General features: G+C 63.1%; 13 protein-coding genes. 5 read left to right on the forward strand and 8 right to left on the reverse strand.

Going from position 1 to position 18,916, the window contains the following annotated elements; all coding sequences use genetic code 11:
- Window positions 1-166 precede the first annotated feature (166 nt).
- The 8 genes from O0J15_RS11070 to O0J15_RS11105 all read right to left on the reverse strand — a co-directional run bounded on the left by O0J15_RS11070 (window position 167) and on the right by O0J15_RS11105 (window position 8,708).
- Entirely contained in the window at window positions 167-2,587 is a 2,421-nt protein-coding gene (locus tag O0J15_RS11070; protein ID WP_308305648.1) for a TonB-dependent receptor, read from the reverse strand.
- Window positions 2,588-2,733: 146 nt separating this feature from the next.
- Window positions 2,734-3,135, reverse strand: coding sequence for a hypothetical protein (locus O0J15_RS11075; protein ID WP_308305649.1), 402 nt, complete (start codon window positions 3,133-3,135; stop codon window positions 2,734-2,736).
- Between the two features lie 164 nt (window positions 3,136-3,299).
- Window positions 3,300-3,977, reverse strand: a complete 678-nt coding sequence (locus tag O0J15_RS11080; protein WP_019336499.1) for a Fe2+-dependent dioxygenase — start codon at window positions 3,975-3,977, stop codon at window positions 3,300-3,302.
- Window positions 3,978-3,987: 10 nt separating this feature from the next.
- Window positions 3,988-4,707 carry a tetratricopeptide repeat protein gene (locus O0J15_RS11085; protein ID WP_134732251.1) on the reverse strand — a complete coding sequence of 240 codons (720 nt, stop codon included), beginning with the start codon at window positions 4,705-4,707 and terminating at the stop codon, window positions 3,988-3,990.
- Between the two features lie 68 nt (window positions 4,708-4,775).
- Entirely contained in the window at window positions 4,776-7,082 is a 2,307-nt protein-coding gene (locus O0J15_RS11090) for a TonB-dependent receptor (protein WP_308305650.1), read from the reverse strand.
- Between the two features lie 148 nt (window positions 7,083-7,230).
- On the reverse strand, window positions 7,231-7,635 hold the full coding sequence (locus O0J15_RS11095; RefSeq protein WP_308305651.1) for a hypothetical protein: 405 nt from the start codon (window positions 7,633-7,635) through the stop codon (window positions 7,231-7,233).
- Window positions 7,636-7,839: 204 nt separating this feature from the next.
- A complete protein-coding gene (locus O0J15_RS11100; RefSeq protein ID WP_010483575.1) occupies window positions 7,840-8,172 on the reverse strand; it encodes a non-heme iron oxygenase ferredoxin subunit in 333 nt (110 codons plus the stop codon).
- Window positions 8,169-8,708, reverse strand: coding sequence for a GNAT family N-acetyltransferase (locus O0J15_RS11105; protein WP_021202565.1), 540 nt, complete (start codon window positions 8,706-8,708; stop codon window positions 8,169-8,171). The genes O0J15_RS11100 and O0J15_RS11105 overlap by 4 nt, the downstream gene beginning before the upstream one ends.
- A gap of 241 nt (window positions 8,709-8,949) precedes the next feature.
- Between O0J15_RS11105 and O0J15_RS11110 the strand changes: the two genes are divergently transcribed.
- The 5 genes from O0J15_RS11110 (at window position 8,950) to O0J15_RS11130 (ending at window position 18,528) form a co-directional block, all read left to right on the forward strand.
- The gene (locus O0J15_RS11110; RefSeq protein ID WP_308305652.1) at window positions 8,950-14,280 is read left to right on the forward strand and encodes a wall-associated protein; all 5,331 of its coding nucleotides are present in this window, start codon (window positions 8,950-8,952) and stop codon (window positions 14,278-14,280) included.
- A gap of 3 nt (window positions 14,281-14,283) precedes the next feature.
- Entirely contained in the window at window positions 14,284-15,237 is a 954-nt protein-coding gene (locus O0J15_RS11115; RefSeq protein ID WP_308305653.1) for an RHS repeat-associated core domain-containing protein, read from the forward strand.
- 758 nt (window positions 15,238-15,995) lie between these two features.
- Window positions 15,996-16,919: an RHS repeat-associated core domain-containing protein gene (locus O0J15_RS11120; protein ID WP_308305654.1), complete on the forward strand. Its 924-nt coding sequence runs from the start codon at window positions 15,996-15,998 to the stop codon at window positions 16,917-16,919.
- Window positions 16,906-17,361, forward strand: coding sequence for a hypothetical protein (locus O0J15_RS11125; protein ID WP_134732263.1), 456 nt, complete (start codon window positions 16,906-16,908; stop codon window positions 17,359-17,361). The genes O0J15_RS11120 and O0J15_RS11125 overlap by 14 nt, the downstream gene beginning before the upstream one ends.
- A 963-nt stretch (window positions 17,362-18,324) precedes the next feature.
- The gene (locus O0J15_RS11130) at window positions 18,325-18,528 is read left to right on the forward strand and encodes a hypothetical protein (protein ID WP_019659410.1); all 204 of its coding nucleotides are present in this window, start codon (window positions 18,325-18,327) and stop codon (window positions 18,526-18,528) included.
- The last annotated feature ends 388 nt before the right edge of the window (window positions 18,529-18,916 follow it).

The raw sequence follows: 18,916 nt of genomic DNA on the forward strand, positions 1-18,916 counted from the left end.
GAGGCGGACGGGGACTGCCCATTACATCATTGATGAGAATAGCTCGCAATTGCGTGTCGTTCTGTATCCCTGGAGGGCGATTGCCGGCCAGCGGCCGGCACTACCGGGGTTCCGGGAAACAACGTCGGATTGCCGGCCAGCGGCCGGCACTACCGGTGCGTGGCGGTCAGAACTTCGCGTTCAGCGAAATCCAGTAGCTGCGGCGCTGGTCCTTGGTCGCGTAGTCGTCCACGCAGTTGAACTCGCTCTGGCTGATCAACAGGCACGACTGCGAGACGAAATCCTTGTCGAGCAGGTTGTTGACCCGTGCGTTCACCGTCAGCCAGGGCGTGGCCTTCCAGCTGCCACCGAGATGGAAGATGGTGTAGTCCTCGTAGTAGCGGGTGTGGCTGGCGCCGTTGGCGTCCAGCAGCGTGTCGCGGTAGCGGTCGTAGCGGCCCTCGCCGATCAGCGACAGGCTGACCGCTTCGTTGACCTGCCAGTTGAGGCTGGCGTTGGCCATGTGTTTTGCCGGCATGGTGCCGCTGATCGGCAGCCCCTTCTGTGCGCCACTGGTCTGCTCGCTCCTGGTCCAGGTGTAGTTGCCGCGCAGCTGCAGGGTGTCGAGCAGGTCGACGTGGGCGGCCAGTTCGGCACCCCGCGTTTCAGCCTTGTCGATGTTCACGCTCTGGGTGAAGGTGCTGTAGCCCAGCGCGGCCCAACCCGGACCGATGTCCACGCAGTAACCGCTGCCGGCCGGCGCCACTTCGCAGTTGGGGAAGGTGCCGCCGCTGGCGATCTTGTCCTCGAATTTGTTGAAGAAGCCGGTCACGTTGAAGCCCCAGCGCTGGCCCTCGTAGTAGGCGGCCAACTCGTAGTTGGTGCTGGTTTCAGGCTTCAGGTTCGGCGAACCCACCAGCGGCAGCACGCCCTGGCCACCGAAGCCGGTGATGCCCGGGAACAGCTGGTCCGGACGCGGGGTCTTGTAGCCGGTGCTGACGCCGCCCTTGAAGGTCCACGCGTCGCTGGCGTTCCACACAAGGTAGCCGCGCGGGCTGACATGGCTGCCGAACACGTTGTGGTCGTCGTAGCGCAGGCCGAAGGTAGCGGTGAGGGTATCGGTCAGCGCCCAGTTGTCCTCGGCGAACAGCGCCCACATGCGGTGCTTCTGCTTGGTGTTGCTGCGGTAGCCGGCGCCATCCATGCCGAACACGCCATCGATCATGTCGGTGTCGTTGTACTGGCCGCCAACGGTCAGCGTGTGCGCGCCGAAGTCCAGGTCGAGCATCGTGTCAAGCACGTAGCCTTCCAGTTCCATGGTGCGCAGCGGACGCGGCAGGAACGCCTGCAGGCGCGCCATCTCGCTGGGATTGAGCGCAGTCAGCGCATTGCCACCGCCGGCCGCGCAGTTGTTGGCGGCACCGGTACGACGGCAGACGTCATTCCACAGCGTCTGCAGGTTGGCGCGCTCGTCCAGGGTCAGCGGCAGCGAGCGGCCCAGGTTGCTGCTCTTGCTGCGGGTCAGCGAGGTCTGCCAGGTGCCGAAGCTGTAGCGGCCCTGGTGGGTCAGCGACAGCTGGTCGCGCTCGTAGCGCTGGTAGGCGGTGTAGCCCACGCGCGGCTGCACCACGCGGCGGGTGACGGTGCCGCTGCCGTTCGGGCTGGGGATGACCGCATTGCCGACGCGCCACAGGCTGGCCAGGCTGTCCAGCGTGCCGGTCTGGCCTTCGCTGTTGTCGTACTTCTGCCGCGACACGTCGTAGTCCAGCCACAGTTCGTGGTCATCGTTGACCCGGAAGTCCAGGCGCACGCCGGTATTCCAGTTGGTGTTGGCCACCGACTTGCCACCGCCGCCGAAGCCGATGCTGCGCTCCCACAGGCTGCCGTCGGGCAGGGTCAGTGCATCCCACTCCGGGTTGGAGGCCTTGGCGTCGTAGTAGCTGCCGCGCACCGCCAGGCTGAGGCGGTCCTTCAGCAGCGGGCCGCTCAAGTAAAGGTCGGTGGTGCGCGCATCACCGAACTGGTCATCCTGCTGCACGGTGAAGCCCTGGGTCACGGCGCCGTGCCAGCGGTCCTGGTTGCGTCGGGTGATGATGTTGATCACGCCGCCCATCGCGTCCGAGCCGTACAGCGTGGACATCGGGCCGCGCACGACTTCGATGCGTTCGATCGCGTCCAGCGGCGGCAGGTAGGCGAACTGGCCGCCACCGAAGTTGTTCGGATACAGCTGGCCGACATTGCTCTGGCGGCGGCCGTCGATCAGCACCAGGGTGTATTCGGACGGCAGGCCGCGCATGGAGATGGTGGCGCGGCCGTTCTTGTCGGTGGCCTCCAGGCCGACGTCGATGCCTTCGACGTCGCGCAGCGCGTCGACCAGGTTGGTGTAGGGGCGCTTGCTGAGTTCCTCGCGGCTGACCACGCTGATGCTGGCCGGTGCATCGACCACCTTCTGCTCGAACCCGGAGGCGGTGACCACCACCTTGTCCAGCGTTTGCGGCGCGCCGGAAGCGTCACCGTGGGCGAGGGCAGGGGCGGTCATGGCCGCCAGCACGGCGCTGGTCAGCAGGGTACGGGGCAGGGACGAACGGACACGATGGCGCTGGGCCATGGCAGTAACCTCGAAGGATGCAGGGTGGTGCGATGCCAGGCGCGAACGGCGCGGCATGCACGGGGAGGCCCGGTCAGGGGCGGCAGGGATGAAGCAGGCAGCGGCGCGCTGACGCGACCGCGCAGGCGGTCACGCGGGGCCGTGAATCAGGCCAGCGGCGGCGCCTGGCCGCGTTGCTGGCGGCGCCCGGGCGCATCGGCCCAGGGCGTGTCCGGAGCGGCCAGCGGCCAGTCCGGGCGCACGCCGGGCATGGCCGGCGTAGCGGGTACGAGTTCAAGCTCGGTGCGCAGCCATTGGCTGGCCAGCACCAGCGGCGGGTGTGCCTTCTCGGCTGATTTCACCGGAGCTGCAGCACAGCGGCGCAGCTTGGCCGGTGCCTCTTCCAGCAGAGGGGCTTCGCCACCGCGCTCTTCCAGCGGCATCTGCATGGCCATTCCGGCTTGCCCGTGTGGCAGCAGTGGCAGGGTGCCCAGCAGCAAGGCCAGCATCGCCACCCACGCCAGCAGGCTGGCCAGCGCAGGACGCTGGCCGCGCATGGCGGTGCCCATCTTGCGATGGATGAGTGGGCGAGGGCGAAGCGGGCGCAGCAAGCAGGGGTCCCCAGGGGTCTGCCGGCAGCGGCCGGCATCAACGGGGCGTGATTGTAATGAGAGCTGTTATCTGTTGCAAATGAGAATGATTGCCAAAATGTCGCGGACTGGCCGGATGGGGCTCAGACTTCGCTCCATCGCCGCAGCAGGTTGTGGTACACGCCGGTCAGCTGCAGCACCGCCTCGGCGTCGCCGCCGGTCTGCCGCAGGCGCTCGATCGAGCCGTCCATTTCCCACAGCAGGCGGCGCTGCACATCGTCTCGGACCATGCTCTGTACCCAGAAGAACGAGGCCACGCGCGCGCCGCGGGTGACCGGCCGCACCTGGTGCAGGCTGCTGGACGGATACACGATCAGGTCGCCAGCGGGCAGCTTCACTTCATGTTCGCCGTAGGTGTCGCTGATGATCAGTTCGCCGCCCTCGTACTCGTCCGGCGCCGACAGGAACAGGGTGCAGGAGATGTCCGAACGCAGCTGTTCGCCGTTGGCCAGGTTCATCACCGCGCCGTCGACGTGGAAACCATAGGTGCCGCCGCCGCTGTAGCGGTTGAAGCGCGGTGGCAGGTACTTCAGTGGCAGCGCGGCGCTGAAGAACAGCGGATGCCGGGCCAGCGCGACGAGGATGATCTCGCCCAGTTCGCGGCGCAGCGGTGAGGCCTCGGGCAGCTGCTGGTTGTGCTTGGCCTGCGCGCCCAGATGGCCGACGGTCTCGCGGCCATCGGTCCAGTCGGCGGCATCCAGCCGGCGGCGGAAGTCGGCCACTTGGTCGGCGCTGAGAATGTCGGGGATGTGCAGCAGCATGCGGGACTCCTCAGAGGGACGGCGGTGCGACCAGGGCGCGCACCTGTGGATGCGGCGATGCGGCCAGTTCCGGCACGAGATGCGCCATGAACGCCGGGCTGCCGTGGGCCAGTGCAAGCCGCAGCCAGTGCACGGCCTGCTCGACGTGGCCGGCCTGCAGCAGGATCGAGGCGTAGTTGGCCTGGCCGCGGAAATCACCGGCCTCGGCCGCGCGCTGGTACCAGTCCAGCGCCGCCTGCGGATCGCGCTCGATCTCCAGTCCGTCTTCGAGGTGGCGGGCCAGCAGGTTCATCGATTTGGCGTGGCCCAGGTGCGCGGCGCGCGTGTACAGCGCCAGCGCCTGCGCGCGGTCCAGCGGCACGCCGCGGCCGGTGGCCAGCAGGTTGGCCAGGTTGTACAGGCCCCAGTCCAGCCCGGTATCGGCCGCGCGGCGGTACCACACCGCGGCCAGCGCCGGGTCGGGGGCGGTGCCCTGGCCCAGTTCGTGGCAGCGGCCCAGCATGTTCATCGCCATCGGCGCGCCGTTGTTGGCCGCGGTTTCGTACCAGAGCCGTGCCGCCGAGGCGTCCTGTGCGGTGCCTTTGCCTTCCATGTGCATCTGCGCGAGCAGCAGTTGTGCCTCGACCTGTCCGGCCTGCGCGGCGTCGCGCACGCGTGCGAAGGCAGCCTGCGGATCGTGCTGCAGCAGCGCGGCCAGAGCGTCGCTGTCGATGGGGGTACGGGTTGCCATGGGGTGAGTATCGCCGGAAACAAAAACGGCGGCAGGAGAGCCTGCCGCCGTGGTGGAGCGCAGTTACATCAGAACTTCACGTTCAGTGCCAGGGTGGCCGAGCGACCCGGGGCGATGCTCGCGTAGTGCGAGGCATAGGCCTTGGTGAAGTAGGTCTTGTCGGTCAGGTTCTGCACGTTGAGCTGCAGGCTGATGTTGTCCTGGATCGCGTAGCTGGCCATCGCGTCGAAGCGGGTGTAGCTGGCAATCCACTTGGTGTTGGCCACATCACCGTACTGCTTGTCCGAGTAGAACGCACCGGCGCCGACGGTCAGGCCGATCGGGAAGCGGTACGTGGTCCACAGGTTGGCGCTGTGCTTGGCGGTGTTCGGGAATTCGTTGCCGTTGTTCGGCGATGGCACGTAGACGTTGGACGGGCAGGTGCGGCCCACCGGTGCGCCACAGACAAAGCCATTGTCCTTCAGCTCGGAATCGAGGTAGGTGTAGCCGCCGTACAGGCTCCAGGCCTCGGTCAACTGGCCGTTGAAGCCCAGCTCGAAACCGTTGATCTCTTTCTTGCCGGCGTTCTGGCTGGTGCCGTTGTCGACGGTCACGCGCGCGTTGTTCATCACGGTGTGGAAGATCGCAGCAGTCAGGTTCAGGCGGTTGTCCAGCAGGTCCCACTTGGTGCCCAGTTCGAGGTTCTTCGTGTCCTGCGGCTTGAGGTCGGCAACGGCCGCGCTCAGGCCGTCCGAACCGTCACCACCGTCCATGCCCGGCGGGGTCGAGGAGGTGCCCCAGGACAGGTAGATGCTGCCGTTGGCGGCCGGCTTGAACACCACGCCGGCCTGGTAGTTCAGGAAGTCGTTGCTGTTGCGCACGCGGGTCGGTGCCTTGCCGGCCACCGGCGTGGTCAGGGTGGTACGGAAGTCGTCGTAGCGCAGGCCGAGGTTGATCATCCACTGCTCATTGAGCTCGATGGTGTCGAACACGTAGGCCGAGGTGGTCCTGGTGCGCTGCTCGACGTCCAGCGCTTTGTCGCTGCGATAGACGATCTGACCGGCCGCCCACGGATCGTTCGGGTTCGGCTTGTTGAAGTCGGTGCAGTTGTAGCCGGTGGCCGCGCCGGACACCTGGCAGCGAGTGCTGTTGGCGCTGTTTTCAAGGGGATTGGCGGTGCCCGGCGACATCAGGTAGCTGCCACGGGTCATCTTCTCGTCGCTGTACTCCAGGCCCGCGCTGTAGCTGTGCTTGAGCGCGCCGGTCTGGAACGCACCGGTCAGGCCCAGCTGGTCGGCAAAGCTCTTGACGTCGACCGCACGGGTGTTGGTGCGACGCCACAAGGTGCCGTACAGGTTGGGGTTGCCCTTGCTGTCGTCCGGCTGGGTCCACAGGTAGTCGTTGCTGGTGTTGCCCAGGCGCGCGATGTTGCGAAGCTTGTGGCCACCGAAGTCGTAGCTGGCGTCCAGAGTGCTGATGTCGGCGCGGGTGCGCTGGAAGTCACGGTCGACCAGGCCGTAGTAGTTGTTGCGGTCCGGCACCACTGGGCGGCCATCACCGTTCCTGGCCACGTTCGGGCCGCTGGAGAACGGATTGTTGTAGGGGAAGCCACCCGCATCGGGCAGGTCATCGCTCTGCATGTGGTAGTGGCTGGCGATCAGCTGCGCCGGGCCGTTCAGGCCGAACGCGATCGACGGCGCGATGCCCCAGCGGCTGACGTTGGCGGCGTCGCGGCCGGCGATGTCCGACGCGTGCTTCATCAGGTTCAGGCGGGCGGCGATGCCGTCGCCCAGCACGTAGTTGGCGTCCACGGTGCCGCGTGCGTAGCTGTCGGTACCGATGCCCATGCTGGCGCTGGTCTCGTTCTTCAGCTTCGGCGTCTTGCTCACCAGGTTCAGGCTGCCACCACCGGAGTCACGGCCGCCGTAGGCCGAGCTCGGGCCCTTGACCACTTCCACCTGCTCCAGGTCGAAGATCTCGCGGGTCTGCGAGCCGACGTCGCGCAGGCCGTCGACGAACACGTTGCTCTGCGAATCGAAGCCACGGATGAACGGGCGGTCACCGGTCGGATTGCCGCCTTCGCCGGCACCGAAGGTGATGCCCGGCACCATGCGCAGCGCATCCTGCAGGTTGGTCGCACCGGTTTCGGCGATCAGCTTCTCCGACACGATCGACACTGACTTCGGGGTGTCCAGCAGCTCGGCGGTGAACTTCGGCGAGGACGGGTTGAACCAGCTGCCGCGCACCTGCACCTTGTCCAGCTCGGTGGCGTTGCGGGAGCCGGCGTCGGCGCTGTCGGCGGCCTGCGCAGCCAGCGGCGCGAAGCCCGCGGCCAGGGTGGCGGTGGCGAGCAGGGAAACGCGCGGGGCGTGCTTGCGGGACGTGATGTAGGTCATGGCGATGGGTCGTGGCGTGGATCGGGAAAGGGGGAGAGCCGTAGCGCAGGCAGCGCGTGGGCACGTGGAGGGCTTCGTCTGTAGAGCCGAGCCGATGCTCGGCTATGGGCGAATGACGTCAGACGCACGGCAACAGCCGCAGGGCGTCTCAGCTGGCGTGCGGTGCGGGCGGTGCGTGGCCGGGGTTCAACCGCAGTGCGGGATCGTGCAGCTGCCAGCGCAGGGCGTTGGAGCGCCACAGCGGAACATGCACGACCAGGGCGGCGCGCGGGGGAGCCAGTCCGGTACAGGGCGTGGTGCCCTCGCCATCCAGCGGCGGCTCCGGTGCTGGCGCGGCAGGGTGCGGGCACTCGTCCGCCGGCTGGGCCGGCATCGGCATGACCTGCTGCAGATCTTCAGCCTGTGCCTGCCAGCCGTTGGCAGCAGGGCCGTTGTCGCGTCCTTCGTGCAGTGCCGACCAGCCCAGCAGCAGCGTCAGCAGCACGGCCACAAGCAGCGGCCACCCTTGACGGGCAAGCTGGCACAGCGTGGCGGTGGGCGCGGGCGAAGCCATGGCGCGAGGGGCGGAGTCGTTACGAAGATGTTACGTAGAATAACATCAACGATAATGATTCGCATGTACGGGGCGTGGCGGCCCCCCGAGGCGGCCACGGGGCGCCCTGGAAGGGTCCTCATGGCCTTCCGATAGATCCACCCCATGGGTTGATGCTCTCTGGCGGGGCGCCCCGTGAATGATCTCTCCGGGCGGAGCGCCGCCTCAATCCCGGTCGTCGCGGGTCCAGATGGCGTCGTGCTCGCGCTTCACCGGAAACTTGGGCACAGGGCTGTAGGCCGGCGCGCACAAAGCGCGCCCGTCACGCACGTCGAAGCGCGCCCCGTGCAGCACGCACTCCACACTGCCTTCGGTCGTGTTGAACTCGCCCGAGGACAGTTCGAACTCTTCATGCGTGCACTGGTCTTCCAGTGCGTACAGCTCGCCGTCGAGGTTGAATACTACGATCGGCGTGCCGGTCACCTCGTCGAACACACTCTTCATTTCGCCCGGCAACAGCTCGGCGCCGGCACAGACAAAGGTCCAGGCCTCGCTCACGCGACGGCTCCGGTCAGCGGCTTTTCCAGGATCTCGAAGCGCAGGTCGTCGCGCTTGGGGATGCCGAAACGCTCGTCGCCATACGGGAACGGCTTCTTGATGCCGGTGCGGCTGTAGCCGCGACGCTCGTAGAAGGCGATCAGTTCATCGCGCACGTCGATCACCGTCATCTGCATCACCGGCACGTTCCATTCGCGTGCGGCGTGCGCTTCGGCGGCGTCCATCAGCTGCTTGCCAACGCCGCCACCCTGCTGGGCCGGGTCGACCGAGAACATGCCGAAGTAGCCCTTGCCGTCGACATCGGCGACATGGGCGCAGGCCACCAGCTGGTCCCCGCGCTCGGCCAGCAGGATGGTGGAGCGCGGGCGGTCCAGGTCGGCCTGGATGCCTTCGGCGTCGATGCGGGCGCCGTCCAGCAGGTCGGCTTCGGTGGTCCAGCCGACGCGGCTGGCATCGCCGCGGTAGGCCGAGGTGACGAGGGCAATGAGGGCGGGGATGTCGGCCGGCGTGGCGGCGCGGAAGGTCAGGGTGCTCATGGGGACATTCTAGGTGGAGCGGGGAAGGGCACGGGAGGCCGCTGGCTGACGTGACTTTGCCGAGTGTGGCCAATGCGTGGACTTGACGCCATCTTCATTATTCGTTCATATCTGTGACCAGCACCCGCCCACCGTGAAGCAACGCGTGGCTGTCTGCCGGCGTGGGTGCCGCCTGGTCGAAGGTCAACTGCCGTTCGGCGCGGGTGGGGCACACAGGGACGTCGATCCAGGGAGGATCTGCATGCAGTCTGGCCTCATTTCATATCCGCGCGCCGCAATGGCTGCCAAGGGTCTTCTTCTCGGTGTCGTTGCCCTGTGCGTGCTGGCACCGGTCGGCGTTTCCGCCCAGATCGTTCCCACCTGGCGGCAGGAGTACGACAAGCGACTGAAGTATGGGGACCTCGTCGAGCCGCTGAAGGGCGAGATCTTCGGCGAGCAGGTCAATCTCTACGACGGCTCGATCAGTTTCAAAGCCACGGATATTTCGATTCCGGGCAACAGTGGGCTCGCGGTATCGCTCAGCCGCAGTTACGGGGATGTCAGCGGCAGTGCAAATGACAAGGAATATGGAAACTGGGATCTCGACATCCCATCGCTTTCAGGCATCTACGGAGACCAGCCCGAAACCGCGATCGGCGGACATTGGACGCCAAGTGCCCGTTGCTCGACAGTCTCCGCACCCCCGTCGCTGGATGTCTGGAATTACAAGCAAACCCAGACCATCAGTTTTGCTCCGTACACCTATTGGGAGGGGGTGAGGCTTTCATTGCCGGGTGGAGGCGGTGAAACCGTCCTGGCGGGCAGCGGGGACGCGCGCCAGCCAACGCCCCAGGTTGGCACGCCAACGCCCTGGAACACAAAAGGGGGATGGTTCTTCTCCTGCCTCAGTGCACTCAAGAGCGGCCAGCCGGGCGAGGGTTTCCTGGGCCACGCGCCAGACGGAACCAAGTACTACTTCGACTGGATGGTGGCGCGCGAGAACGAGTCTGCCGTTCTCCAGCCCTACGACACCATCACCCATGCCACGCTGAAACGGAAAAAGGTCTTCCTTTATCCATCACAGGTTGTCGATCGTTTCGGCAATTGGGTCCGCTACGAATGGAGCGGCGGGCGGCTGGATCGAATCATTGCCAACGATGGGCGCAGCATCAGCCTTGCCTATGACTCCCTGGGCCGTATCGCAACGGCGACGGCAGCGGGTCGAACCTGGACCTATGGCTACAACCCGGCCGGTGTGTTGCAGTCGGTGACGCTGCCGGACGGGACGGCGTGGAGCTACAACCTGCCGCCTGTCAATGTGACGAAGAAGTACCAGGAGTACACCGGGCAGGACGTTTGGGCCTATATGGAGGTCCCGGCTCTTTGCGCGAAGACGAACAAGATTGTGCAGACCGAGGTTGCAGCCTCCATCACGCACCCATCAGGCGCGGTGGGAACCTTCGTGTTCCGACCCTTCCGGCATGGCCGCAAGAATGTTCCGTTCAACTGCCAGACTTCCGGCGACGACCAGTTGCTGGCCGACGGATGGAATCTCACGCCTATCTATCGGGACGCGATGTCGCTGGTGGCAAAGCGGATAAGTGGCCCGGGGATGCCCACGGCGGAGTGGAGCTATCAGTACACCAATCTGGGGTGGGAGTACGACAGGAGAGTCGACCAGGCTGGGTGGCCGGCGATCCCGGTGGGGCAGGCAGAGCCCAAGATAACGATTGAAACCCTGCCGGATGGCACGATCCGGACATACGAATTCGGAAAGGAAGTTGGCTATAACGACGGTCTGCTGCTGTCGACGACAACCAGCTCTGGTGGCGCGGTGGTTCGAACCGAGCGCAGTAACTACTACCCGGACGCGCAGCTTGCCAGCGCACCGTTCCCGCGCGAGGCGGGTCGGAATCTCAAGTACGGGGCCACGGAGCTGGGAGAGCATCTGAACCGCCCAGTGCAGAGCACGATCATCAATCAGGACGGCGTGCAGTTCACCCGTACGGTGCAGGCCTTTGATGCCTTCGTCCGCGAAGTTTCCGTTGTCGAAGCGAATTCCGCCGGCCAGAGTCGCACCAGCAGCACCAGCTACTACGACAATCCCGCGCTATGGGTGAACGGCCAGGTGGCGCGCAGTGTGCTCAATGGCATCGAGCAGTCGCGCACCGAATTCGATACGGCCAAAGCACTGCCGTTACGCGCCTATGCATTCGGCCGCCTGGCGCAGCAGGTGACCTACGCAGCCGACGGCACGGTTGCCTCGGTGGCCGATGGCCGCGGCAATACCAGCCATCTGTCGGGATGGAAGCGTGGCGTTCCGCAGCAGCTGCGCATGCCGGCCACGCCCGAAGCGCCCAATGGCGCGGTGCGCACGGTTGCCGTCGACGACAACGGTTGGATCACCTCGCTGACCGACGAAACCGGCGCAACCACCAGCTTCAGCTACGACAGCATGGGCAGGCTGCGCAGCCAGCAGTTCCCTAGCGGCGACAGCGTTAACTGGAATGGCGTGACCATGGACCTGCAGCGGCTGGGTGGCGCGCAGCTGGGGGTGCCCGCCGGTGCGTGGAAGCACTCCCGCACGCAGGGCGGGCGGCGCACGGATACCTACCTGGATGCGATGTTCCGCCCGGTGCTGGTGACCGAAAACGCCAACAACGTCCTGGACAGCGCCGTGGTGACCCGTTACGACACCAGCGGCAAGACCGTGTTTGCCTCGTATCCCACCCGGCAGTTCTCCGATATCAATGCCACCCTGACCGGCACCACGACGCAGTACGACGCGTTGGGCCGCCCCACCGTGGTCAGTCAATCGTCCGAGCTTGGGGCACTGGTTACCCGCACCGAGTACGTGGGCAACCTGTCGGTGAAGGTGACCAACCCCCGCGGGCAGGCCACGACGACCCGTCATCTTGCCTACGACCAGCCCAGCTACGACATGCCGCTGACGCTGCAGCACCCGGAAGGCGTAGTGACCGAGATCCAGCGAGACACGTTGGGCAAGCCGCTGGCGATCACCCGCCGCAGTGCAGACGGCAGCCAGTCGCTGACCCGCCGCTACGTCTATGACGGCTACCAGCAGCTGTGCAAGACCATCGAACCGGAAACCGGCGCGACCGTGCAGGACTACGACGCGGCAGGCAACGTGCTGTGGTCGGCGGCCGGCACGGGGTTGACCAGTGCGACCGACTGCAATCGCAATGAAGCGCTGGCCAGTGGACGTGCGGTGAAGCGCAGTTACGATGCTGCCAACCGCTTGTCGACCCTGATCTTCCCGGATGGGCGCGGAAATCAGAACTGGTCCTACGCGCCTGATGGTCTGCCTGCCGAGATCAGTACGCAGAACGATCCGGCCCGGCCGATGGTCGTCAACCGCTACCAATACAACCGCCGCCGCCTACTCAGCGGCGAAACCCTGCAGCATCCGGATCTGGGTAATCTGAGCCTGGCCTATGGCTACGATGCCAACGGCACACTGGCCAGCAATACCTATCCGGGGGGGCGTGTCGTCAGCTATGCGCCGGATGCACTGGGTCGGGCGACGACGGTCGGCGGCTATGCAAAGGAGGCCAGTTACTTTGCCAATGGCGCGTTGGCCCGCTTTGTCTATGGCAACGGGATCGTGCACACGTTGACCCAGAATGCCCGCGGACTGCCTGACCGCAGCCGCGATGCCACTGCAGCGGCCGCAGTGCTGGATGACAGCTACGACTACGATGCCGGCGGCAATGTGATGGCCATTTCCGATGGCCTGCCCGGGGCGCCCGGTAACCGGGACATGACCTATGACGGCCTGGACCGGTTGCGGACGGTCACTGCACCGGGCTTCGGCAACGCCTTGTATGAGTATGACGCGCTGGACAACCTGCGCCGTGCGAAGGTCGGCAGCCGCGATCGTACGCACTATTTCGATCCGACGAATCGGTTGGTCAACGTGATCGAAACCGGAACCGGGGCAACCGTGACCGGTCTTGGCTATGACGTGCAGGGCAATCTTTCGGTGCGCAATGGCCAGGCTTTCGCGTTTGACTACGGCAACCGGCTGCGTGCGGCGGGTACAGCAGAGAGCTACGAGTATGATGCCCACGGGCGCCGGGTGAAGGCCAGTGCCAGTGGCAAGGGGGCAATCTACTCGTTCTACGACAACGGCGGTGTGCTGCGATTCCAGCGCAACGAACGTACCGGCAAACAGACCGACTATCTCTACCTGTCAGGCAGCCTGGTGTCCCAGGTGCATGGCGAAGCCGCACCCAGCGTTCCCGCGCTGAGTGCGCCGGGCTACATCACCCAGGGCAGCGTGAACCTGACCTGGAGCCCGGCCGGTGGTGCCAACCGCTATGAGCTGCAGCGTGCCCTTGCGGGCACCTGGAGCACGGTCTTTGATGGCGCGGCGCAATCGTTCACCAGCACCGGCCTGGTCACGGGAACCTATCAGTTCCGCGTGCGCGGCTGCCGGGCGGTGTGCGGCGGATGGAGCAATGTCGCATCAGTGGCCGTGGCATTGGCGCCATCCACTGTGCCGACCTTGAACGTGCCTGCCACGGCCTTCAATGGCAGTTTCAGCGTGGCATGGTCTGCGGCCTCTGGTGCCGAGCGCTATGAGCTGGAGGAAAGCGCCAATGGCGGCGCATGGGCCCAGGTGCACAACGCCATCAGTCAATCCAAGGCCTTCAGTGGCAAGGCAGCGGGAAGCTACAACTACCGGGTTCGCGCATGCAATCCGGTGGGATGCACGGGATACAGCGCCACGGCTGCGGTGACGGTGGTGTATCCGCCCGCCACTGCGCCAGGTCTCTCTGCGCCGGCACGCGCTGCGCCGGGCAGTATCGGCATTGGCTGGAACGGGGTGGCTGGTGCCACGCGTTACACCTTGCAGGAAAGCAGCAATGGTGGCGGATGGGTCACGCTGTTCGACGGCAACGCGGGTTCCTATGCCACCGCTGCGCGCGGGGTCGGCAGCTATGGCTATCGGGTTGCCGCCTGCAATGGCGCAGGCTGCGGACCGTGGTCGGCCACGGCGACGGTAGCGGTGATCGGGCCGCCGACGATCGAGCCGGTGATCAACGCGCCGGGCCTGGTGAACGTGCCGCAGTACAGCCTGAGCTGGTCGGTGCCGGCCAACAGCGAGAGTTTCGTGCTGGAGGAGAGTGCCAACGGTGGTGGCTGGACGGTGGTGCATAACGGCGGCGGGAACAGCTTTGGTGCCAGCCGTGGCAAAGGCAGCTACGCCTATCGCGTGAGGGCGTGCAATTTCGCGGGGTGCAGTCCGTACTCGGGCATTGCGACGGTTGTGGTCGCACTTCCGCCTGGCACGCCCAGCTTCTACCTTGCCGAATGGTTGACCACCCGCAAGGCGCCGTATCAGGTGCAGTGCTCGGTGGGCTGGAGCCAAGTGGCCGATGCGACCGAGTACCAGCTTGAGAGTGGTGGCGGTGGAAAGCGCCTGTATACCGGGCCGAACGCTTATGTGAGTGCAGGCGGCAATGCCTACTGTGCTGGTGACTATCGCGTGCGTGCCTGCAATGCAGGTGGTTGCTCACCGTGGTCGGCCGACCATCCCGTCACCCGAGGCGTACTGAGCTGGGACTAAGCCATGAATGGACTCTCTTTGCTGTTGATTCGGGCGGTACTCGCGGTGGTGGTGCTGGCGGCCTGTATGGCTCCGGCAGTCGCACAGGAAGTGGTCGAGTACATCCACACTGATGCACTGGGTTCACCGGTGGCGATCACCGATGCCAGCGGAAATGTCATCGAGCGTACGGTGTATGAGCCGTATGGGGCCGTGGTCAATCGGCCGTTGAAGGATGGGCCGGGATATACGGGGCATGTGACGGACTCCGGGACCGGGCTGAGTTACATGCAGCAGCGGTACTATGATGTGGAGACTGGGGCATTTCTATCCGCCGATCCAATAGCTTCATCAGTGGCTGCTTTTGGGCGCTACGCGTATGCGCTGGGGAACCCGTATCGGTTCCTTGATCCGGATGGAAGGCAGCCCAAGGATGCTCGGCAGGCTATTACTGGGAGCAAAATAAAAAACAATGGCATTGCGGCCGGGGTAAGAGTGGCGGCAATCGGAGGGGCTCTCCCGTCTGGCTTTACAAAGGAAAATGCACAGGCTCGATATGATGCCATGAAGGGTGTTGTTGATGCTACGAAGGTAAAGATGGAGTCAATTCCGAACGCGAATTCAGACAGCGCTGCCAAGATTTTTTCAAAGGTTTATCAGAAGTACTCTGTTAGATTCGGATGGGAAGTGAGTGCGGAAATCGTGATGAAGAATAGCGGTGCCTTTCACTTTTCCGATATTGGGATATCCAGTCAGGTTCGTGACGTGGACTGGCTGGGTGGGACTGCCGGTAGGCCTCTCGTAGGGGGGATCAATATCCACACGCATCCAGCATTGGACGGATACAATCGTGCCTACTCGCCATTCTCATATTGGGATGTTGAAACGTACAAGAAAACAAATTCGATTAATTACGTTTCGGATCCGTCGGGGGTCTATAGGCTGAACAAGGATGGTGTGTCGGAGGTTGTGAAATGAGAATAAATTATCAGCTTTTCGTGACCTTCTTCTTGGCGATTTCCGTGGTCGGTTGCGGTGATCAGGAAGGACGGCAGACGCCGCCCGCAAAGGATTGTGGGATCGGTCAGAATCCAGCTTGCCGAGTCGGCTTCCGGGCGCTGGCTGCGACCCCCCGTCTATTCGATGGGAAATCGATACGCGTGGAAGGCTATCTCGGAGTTAGTCGAGGGCTCTTTGTATTGAACTCCAGCAAGGAGCTGTTCGAAGCTGGAGTGACTGATGAGACCCAAGTTCGCATCAGGGGCCCAATAGATCTCCAGCGTGACGTTTTTAATCGGTATGCCTATTCGTGGGTATCAGTGACTGGGGAGTTCAGGCTTAGGAGGACGGACGGGTCGACGGATGATCTTCTTCTCGGCGAAATGCATGCCCCACTTGACGTTCAGTCGTTGAGAGTCCCAGGTCCGATTCCAAGAGCGACTTTCGGAGACGTGTCCGTTGATCTCGAAGATCTGAAGTGAGTTTCAAGTATCAATCGCGGCTCCCATGAAGCGGTTCGTGATAACAGGGATTTTCTGATGGTATCCGAGGCGGGTGCCGACAGGTCACTGCATACTGGACGGCGCCTGTACACCGGCCCCAATACCTACGTGCAGTCGAGCGGCGGGACCTACTGCGCCAGTCTCTACATTGTCAGGGCCTGCAACGCCGGTGGCTGTTCGGCATGGTCCGCAGACTTCCCCGTCACCCGCGGCGTATTGAATTGGGACTAAGCCATGAATGGACTCTGTTCGCTGTTGATTCGGGCGGTACTCGCGGTGGTGGTGCTGGCGGCCTGTGTGGCTCCGGCGGTCGCACAGGAAGTCGTCGAGTACATCCACACTGATGCACTGGGTTCACCGGTGGCGATCACCGATGCCAGCGGAAATGTCATCGAGCGTACGGTGTATGAGCCGTATGGGGCGGTGGTCAACCGGCCGTTGAAGGATGGGCCGGGATATACGGGGCATGTGACGGACTCCGGGACCGGGCTGAGTTACATGCAGCAGCGGTATTATGATCCGGCTATTGGATCTTTCATAAGTGCGGATCCGGTTGAGGCCAATGGGCATACGTCATCCAACTTCAATCGCTATAAATATGCCCTTGGAAATCCCTACGGTCATGTAGACCCTGACGGCCGTTGTGAGAGCGTATCCACGTGCCAGATGATGAGAGATGATCTGGCTGTCATAAACGGCGAGATGGGGTTGGATGAGCGCCGGTCTCGCCAGGAGGCAAGAGCGGCCGGAGCCGTTGCGGGTGTTTCAGTTCTAGCTGCCAGTCGTATTCCGGCAGCGACTGCAGCTGTCATCGGTGGTGCGAAGAGTGCATTTATCAATATTGCCAGTCGCGTTGCGTCGCTCACTCGATCTCAGCAGCAGGCAATTAAGAAAATAAATAACATTGTTGACAATAATGCAAAGCCTCACGACTTTGACGGAGTTGCTAAAGAGCTTCGCGGAATTGAGACCGGCTTTGATCATGTGACAGAGATGCAAAATTCACTGAAGGGGCTGAGCTCTGCCGCAAAAAGTTTGAGGGGGAGCTTGAATAATCCGAGTCTTTCTAGAGGGCAGCGTGTTAGGATCCAGCGAACGCTTGACAAGGCGGATGAAAACATAGCGAAGACGAAGGAGGCGCTTGGTGGTGGAAGATAGCTTGCTGCTTGATAGGCTTTACAAGATCTCGGGTATTCTCACAGATGACCCCGATTCCTCAAGCTACATGTTGGTGTCGAGGTCGTTGTTTCATCGTGATCCGGAGATCCGAGAGAGGGCTATTTTCATCGGCGGGTTACGTTGGGCAGATCCGTTGATTCTTGGTTGTTTTATTGGAATTGTTACGATGGGGCAGGAACCTGTTGATGATAATCGTAGGCTTATGATTGAATCGCTTGTTTCTGCAGTGCTTCGGGGGAAGCTTGAAGCAGCTTCAATCGAGGAGTGGCTCAGGGCGGTGCTCCTTTCTAATGATTATGAGTCACTCCTGGCTAAGTCAGCCTACATTGGCTTGCTGCGCATTCAAGGGAAGATGTCGGTTTCTGATTTTGCATCTCTCGATTACGATGATGTATCTGTTGATTCATCATTCGTTTCTTGACGCCCGCATGTCGTTTTTCGCATTGAGAAGGCAGTGTCTCATGATGGTGGTTGAGGCTCGTTCGTCGATCAACTGTTAGGGACGGTTATGCCACTCCCTTCCTACTGGAGAACGGTGCCGATGGCGGAGGGGGCATTCCGGTTCAGGCCTATGTCGGCTCCAGCTGCGATGTCTGCCGCGCTGGTGATTTTGCAGGCCTTCAATCGTAGCGTGCTGAGCTGGAACCTTTCCTGCTGATTCGAGCGAGGAGAGTGCCAACGGTGGTGCCTGGACGGTGCTGCATAACGGCGGCGGGAGCAGCTTTGGTGCCAGCCGTGATAAGGGTAGCTATGTGTATCGGGTAAGGGCGTGCAATTTCGCGGGGGCGAGTCCGTACTCGGGAGTCGTGTTCAAAGATCCGGCCGGGCGCTGCCCCCGGTGCTTGTGGGGTGCGCCAATAGGCGTAGTTGTGAAAATCGGTGTTCAGATGGCTATGGCTGAAGGGTCGATGGGCGAAAGATTCTCCCAAGTAAAATGGGGCAAGTTGCTGCCGCAACAGCGGCTGGCGCGCTAAGTGGTGGAGTAAGTGCCGTTGCAAGCACAGCTGCCACTACCTGTGGAACCATTGCTGCAAACGTGGTTGGATATGCAGCCGTCGGTGCATTTTCAGTCCAAGCAAATGCACAACTTGAAGGTAAGGCCGCTTCTATATCCGAGGTTGCGAAGGGCGCAGCCTTCAGCGGAGTAACGGCTGGCTTAGGGGCAGCTGTTTCTACTGCGCCTAGTGTTGCGGCTAGAAGTGCGAGTGCTGATCTGACACAGGCTGAGCGAGCTGCGGCAGGAAATATGATGCAGGGTATAAAGGAAGCCGCTCCTGGGTTTAAATACTCCAATCCCACCCAAGCAGCGGCCAATGCCGCCGGTGCGGCGGTCAGTTCATCAGGCGATCTCGAACCACTTGTGAACGATACGTCGAAGTAGGATATGAAGATCAAATTGATCCTGAAGGGCGTCGCCGTGTATTACGCGAAAGCTGCTGTTTTCACGATCGCCAGCTATGGATTGTTGCGTCTCGTGTACGGGCATACAGGGATTTCATTCATTGAATGGGCGCTCATACTTCTGGCGGCGTTCACGGTGGGTTACATGCCTCTTTACGTTGGCTTGCTACGCGGGAAGAGTTCGTAGCAGCCTTGCGCGGACGCGATACGTCCGCCGAATGGGGCCTCTTCTTTAGCGTAGCTATCTGGCAGGCTGCTGAAGCGCCAGTTGCAACGGGAGACGGCGTGATCGGCATTTTTTCGCCACAAGGCCTACGTGCAGTCGAGTGGCGGGACCTATCGCGCGCGTGAGTATCGCGCGCGTGCCTGCAATGCAGGAGATTACTTGCCGTGGTCGAGCAACCATCCTGTCGCCCAGAGTGTGCCGAACTGGGACTAAGCCATGAATGGACTCTCTTTGTTGTTGATTCGAGTGGTGCTTGCGATAGTGGCGCTGGTGGCCTGTATGGCGCCTGGATTGCGGCATGAACGGGTCGGGATTGCGCCTTGCGGGGTGGGGTTGCCCAATTAGGGGG

This window comes from Stenotrophomonas sp. Sm10 (assembly GCF_030985515.1).
GTDB classification, from domain to species: domain Bacteria; phylum Pseudomonadota; class Gammaproteobacteria; order Xanthomonadales; family Xanthomonadaceae; genus Stenotrophomonas; species Stenotrophomonas hibiscicola.

Bases quoted from the DNA above. Each gene is read 5' to 3' on its own strand.
- O0J15_RS11070 (WP_308305648.1), bottom strand. From the start codon at position 2,587: ATGGCCCAGCGCCATCGTGTCCGTTCGTCCCTGCCCCGTACCCTGCTG.
- O0J15_RS11075 (WP_308305649.1), bottom strand. From the start codon at position 3,135: ATGGGCACCGCCATGCGCGGCCAGCGTCCTGCGCTGGCCAGCCTGCTG.
- O0J15_RS11080 (WP_019336499.1), bottom strand. From the start codon at position 3,977: ATGCTGCTGCACATCCCCGACATTCTCAGCGCCGACCAAGTGGCCGAC.
- O0J15_RS11085 (WP_134732251.1), bottom strand. From the start codon at position 4,707: ATGGCAACCCGTACCCCCATCGACAGCGACGCTCTGGCCGCGCTGCTG.
- O0J15_RS11090 (WP_308305650.1), bottom strand. From the start codon at position 7,082: ATGACCTACATCACGTCCCGCAAGCACGCCCCGCGCGTTTCCCTGCTC.
- O0J15_RS11095 (WP_308305651.1), bottom strand. From the start codon at position 7,635: ATGGCTTCGCCCGCGCCCACCGCCACGCTGTGCCAGCTTGCCCGTCAA.
- O0J15_RS11105 (WP_021202565.1), bottom strand. From the start codon at position 8,708: ATGAGCACCCTGACCTTCCGCGCCGCCACGCCGGCCGACATCCCCGCC.
- O0J15_RS11110 (WP_308305652.1), top strand. From the start codon at position 8,950: ATGCAGTCTGGCCTCATTTCATATCCGCGCGCCGCAATGGCTGCCAAG.
- O0J15_RS11115 (WP_308305653.1), top strand. From the start codon at position 14,284: ATGAATGGACTCTCTTTGCTGTTGATTCGGGCGGTACTCGCGGTGGTG.
- O0J15_RS11120 (WP_308305654.1), top strand. From the start codon at position 15,996: ATGAATGGACTCTGTTCGCTGTTGATTCGGGCGGTACTCGCGGTGGTG.
- O0J15_RS11130 (WP_019659410.1), top strand. From the start codon at position 18,325: ATGAAGATCAAATTGATCCTGAAGGGCGTCGCCGTGTATTACGCGAAA.